A 3172-nucleotide genomic window follows, 5' to 3' on the forward strand; every position below is an offset into this window, starting at 1 on the left:
CATCGCTCTTGATCAGGAGAACGTGTTTTCCGTCGGGTGCAATACGAGAACGTCCTCCAATCGCCGAAGGATGATGGCGGTATTGTCTCTTGAGTTCGTTTTTCAAGGCGTCCCAGACAAAAATCAGACCTTCGTCGACAACGACGATTTCATTGTCGTCCTCATTGAACCCAACGCCATTGACGCGGTTGGCGTGCTGAAGTACCGGAAGTACGGAAAGACTCGGCAGATCCCACCGAACAACCGCGCGCTCGTCCCAAAACGTCGCCGCAAGCACAGTCGAATCGGCATTAAAGGCAACCATCGGAATCCACCAAGGAAAACGCGCCTTGTCCGGGTGCTCAAGCATCGCTATTCGAGTGAACGTCCGCATGTCCCAGAGATTCACATGGCTTTTCTCTTCAAGGCGTGAATCACCTCCCCCGCCTGATGCCAAGAGCGAACCGTCGGCATTGAACGCGAGCGCCGTGACCCGTCTGTCTTCCTCGTAGCGCAGAACCGGACCGGGAACCCACTCCACCGGAATCGCCAGCGCCTTCCCGCCAACCTCGACCCACAACGCGCGCACCTGCGGCATCCCGCGCCAAATCCGGAATCTGCCTTTCGCCGACTTCAGCCGCGACTTCATCGTCCGGGCAATGGAGAGCGGCACGGAGAGCGTTGACGACACCGGTTCCAGATAGTCCTTGCGCGACGCCGTCACCGGGAAGGTCTGGCGATCCGCGTTGTACGTTCCTACCGTGATATCCACGTCGAGGATGTACTCCTTAGCCTGAATCGCGTCGAGCGCGGGACGGAATGCCTCGGCTTGTCGAAGGCGCGCCTCGTAGGCGGCGGTCGTCTCGAACTCGTCCTTCGGGGCGAACTGCGCCGCGATCTCCTTCGCGCGAGCGAGGTCGCGCTTGAACTCCGCCTCCTGCCCAAGTAAACCCGGCGCAAAGACGACGAGAAGCGCGGCGCACAGCAGAATGCGTTTCATCTCGGTTTCTCCTACTCCAACGACGAGAGCTCAATCGGCTCGCGCGCGCGACGGAGTCTTCATATCGTGTTCCTCTTACCGGAGAACCCGCGCTTTCACTTCATCCGAAGCCTGAAGCGTCGGCGTCTGCTCGCGGTCAACGACGCGCGGAGCGACGTAGGAAACTTCCTTCCGCACGTACTCGCCCATCTCGCCGACCGTCACGCGCTTGTCGTTGTTTGCGTCCGCGTCGCCGCGGAGACCTTTGAGGAAAAAGTATGTGAACAGACCGTGCTTCATCGCCGGATAGGACGAACTCACCTGAGCTCCCGATGCCGCCGAGAACACGGCGACGCCCGACGCCAGCGCCGCCTCGACAGGATTGATGTCAATGACAACGGGTCGCGCGTCTGCGAGGATCATCGGCGCATCCGCTGTTTCCGTCGCCCGTCCGCCCCCGCTGAAACAGCTGTCGAGAACGACAATCACCTGCTGTGCCTTCATCAACGCGAGACGCTCCAACAACCCATCGAGCGAAACGCACGTGTTCCCCGCGTAGTTCGGATCGCCGTCAGACGGCACAAGCATCGGCTTCACGCCGTCCGGCGTCGGAAGCGGCGCGCCGTGACCCGAGAAATAAACGAACACGTCGGAGTCATCCTGCGTCGCGACTCGTCGTTCAAGCCAGCCCTTCTCGCCGAAGACCCTATCGAACTGACCTTTGGTGACTTCCTGATCCGTGAGGAGCAACACGTTCACCTCGTCGTATCCGAGCGTCGTAACGAGATATTCTTTGACCCACTGCGCGTCTCGACGAGCGTAGGGAACCGTCGGAAGTCCCGTCGAGCCGGGCGTCTTCGGATAGTTCTCGACGCCGAAAACGACGGCAATCCCGTTCGGGTTCGGGCTGCCTGCCCGTGGCAAGTCGCGCTCGATGTCGATGGACAGTCCGCCCGCCTGCTCCGGCAGCGCGATGTTCTCCGTCCGTCCGCGCACGACGACCTGCTGAACGCTCTGCACCGGACGGTTGAACGCGATACCCTCGAGCGCAAGACCGCGAACGGCGTGAGCATCCCTCGCCTCAAGGAGATCGAGCGTCAACCCGAGCGTCGTCGCTGCGGGCGCAGTGAACAGGCGGAACCGCGCGTCGTGGTATTCGCCGGAAGCGAGCTCGCCGATATCGACGCGGAAGGACGACCCCTCAGACGCGTACACGTACTCCCCGACGCCCAGCGCCGCGACGACGCCGCGCGCGACGCCCGCGCCCAGGTTCTGTACCCGCGCGACGAGCGTCACGACCTCGCCCGGCTCGATGACGCCGTTGCCGGACGTATCCTCGACGCCGACGTCCACCAGCACCAGTCTCGGCGGCAACAAGGCGCGAGTCTCGACGACGACTTCGACGGGCGCGGGAGCGAAACCGTTCGCCTCGCGGAAAGACAGCGAGACCTTCAGACTACCCGATGACAGCGACTCCGTCGCCCGCAGGGGGATCTCGGCGGTTCTCGACTCGCCAGCGGGCGCCTCGCCGATATAGACCTCCGACGAGGACGACGCGCCAGTCGCGCCGGAGAGCGTGACGCTCGCCGCGACGGCGTACGCATTCCCACCGCCGTCGTTCCTGAAGGAGACCCGAACCGCCGCCTGTTCGTTCGCGTCGAGGATGTCGTTTCCGGAAGGTTCCACGAACGACGTGGTCACAGACAGCGCGGGTGGCAGCGCCGGCACAGGCGATGCAGACGCCGACGATGCCGATGGGGTTGCCGCGACGGGGGTCGCGTCGGGCGACTCGAACTCGACGAGCTCCCACAACCGCACCGTCGTGTCACCCGAACCCGAGGCGAGCGTCCGACCGACCGGGCTGAAAGACACCGAAGTGACATAGGACCTATGCCCCGCGAGCGACGCGACTTCCCGGCGCGACGCCACGTCCCACAACCGCACCTCTTGATACGAACCCGAGGCGAGCGTCCGACCGTCCGGGCTGAAAGACACCGACAAGACCGGTTCCGTATGCCCCGCGAGCGCCGCGACTTCCCGGCGCGACGCCACGTCCCACAACCGCACCGTATTGTCATCCGAACCCGAGGCGAGCGTCCGACCGTCCGGGCTGAAAGATACCGACAAGACATCAGAAGTATGCCCCGCGAGTGCCGCGACTTCCCGGCGCGACGCCACGTCCCACAACCGCACCGTCTTGTCAGACGAACCCGA

Annotated in this window: 2 protein-coding genes; both read right to left on the bottom strand. The window is 63.6% G+C overall.

Annotated elements, in window-relative coordinates; all coding sequences use genetic code 11:
* A partial coding sequence (locus FJZ36_18695) for a hypothetical protein (protein MBM3216928.1) occupies positions 1-979 on the bottom strand: 979 nt, incomplete at its 3' end.
* 75 nt (positions 980-1054) lie between these two features.
* On the bottom strand, positions 1055-3172 hold a 2118-nt coding region (locus tag FJZ36_18700; protein ID MBM3216929.1), incomplete at its 5' end, for a hypothetical protein.

The organism is Candidatus Poribacteria bacterium (assembly GCA_016866785.1).
GTDB lineage: Bacteria > Poribacteria > WGA-4E.